This is a genomic window from Microbacterium sp. NPDC077391, assembly GCF_040686955.1.
Classification (GTDB): Bacteria; Actinomycetota; Actinomycetes; order Actinomycetales; family Microbacteriaceae; genus Microbacterium; species Microbacterium commune.
Map to the genome: position 1 here is coordinate 1 of NZ_JBFBMI010000006.1, position 976 is coordinate 976.

General features: G+C 64.8%; 1 protein-coding gene and 1 rRNA gene. One reads left to right on the forward strand and one right to left on the reverse strand.

Going from position 1 to position 976, the window contains the following annotated elements:
- Positions 1-92 (forward strand): 5S ribosomal RNA (gene rrf, locus AB0O65_RS13730); the annotation flags it as partial.
- A gap of 74 nt (positions 93-166) precedes the next feature.
- Here the strand turns inward: rrf and AB0O65_RS13735 are convergent.
- A partial coding sequence (locus AB0O65_RS13735; RefSeq protein WP_363385942.1) for a hypothetical protein occupies positions 167-976 on the reverse strand: 810 nt, incomplete at its 5' end.

Genomic DNA, 976 nt, shown 5'->3' on the forward strand with positions numbered 1-976 from the left:
CGCCCGGTCACATTCCGAACCCGGAAGCTAAGCCTCACAGCGCCGATGGTACTGCAGGGGGGACCCTGTGGGAGAGTAGGACACCGCCGGACTTCTCTTAAGTAAAATGGCCACCCAGAGCTGGGTGGCCATTTTGCGTTTTGCAGCAGAACAGGGAGTCAGAATGTCAGATGAGCAGCGAGACCGCCGAAACGACGGCGAGGGCGCGCAGAACCGACGTTCTGACTCGGACCGGAAGCCTCGGTTCAACGATTCCTCGTCGCGCGGACCGCGCCGCGACGGCGATCGCCGTCCGAGTGGCGATCGCAGTGCATCGGGGGATCGATCCCAGTCTGGTGAGCGTCGTCCCTACAACGACCGCCCGCAGTCTGGCGAGCGTCGTCCCTACGGCGACCGGAACCATTCGGGTGAGCGTCGTCCGTATGGTGACCGCCCTCAGTCGGGTGAGCGTCGTCCCTATAACGACCGGAATCAGTCGGGTGAGCGTCGACCGTATGGTGACCGTCCCCAGTCGGGCGAGCGTCGCCCCCATAACGACCGGAATCAGTCGGGTGAGCGTCGACCGTATGGTGACCGTCCCCAGTTGGGCGAGCGTCGTCCCTATAACGACCGGAATCAGTCCGGCGAGCGTCGACCGTATGGTGACCGTCCCCAGTCGGGCGAGCGTCGTCCGTACGGTGATCGGAATCAGTCGGGTGAGCGTCGTCCGTATGGTGACCGCCCTCAGTCGGGTGAGCGTCGTCCTTATGGTGACCGCCCGCAGGGTGAGCGTCGCCCCTATAACGACCGGAACCAGTCCGGTGAGCGTCGCCCCTATGGTGACCGCCCGCAGGGTGAGCGTCGTCCGTATGGTGACCGTCCGCAGTCGGGTGAGCGTCGTCCGTATGGTGACCGTCCGCAGTCGGGTGAGCGTCGTCCTTATGGTGACCGTCCGCAGGGTGAGCGTCGTCCTTATGGTGACCGTCCGCAGTCGGGT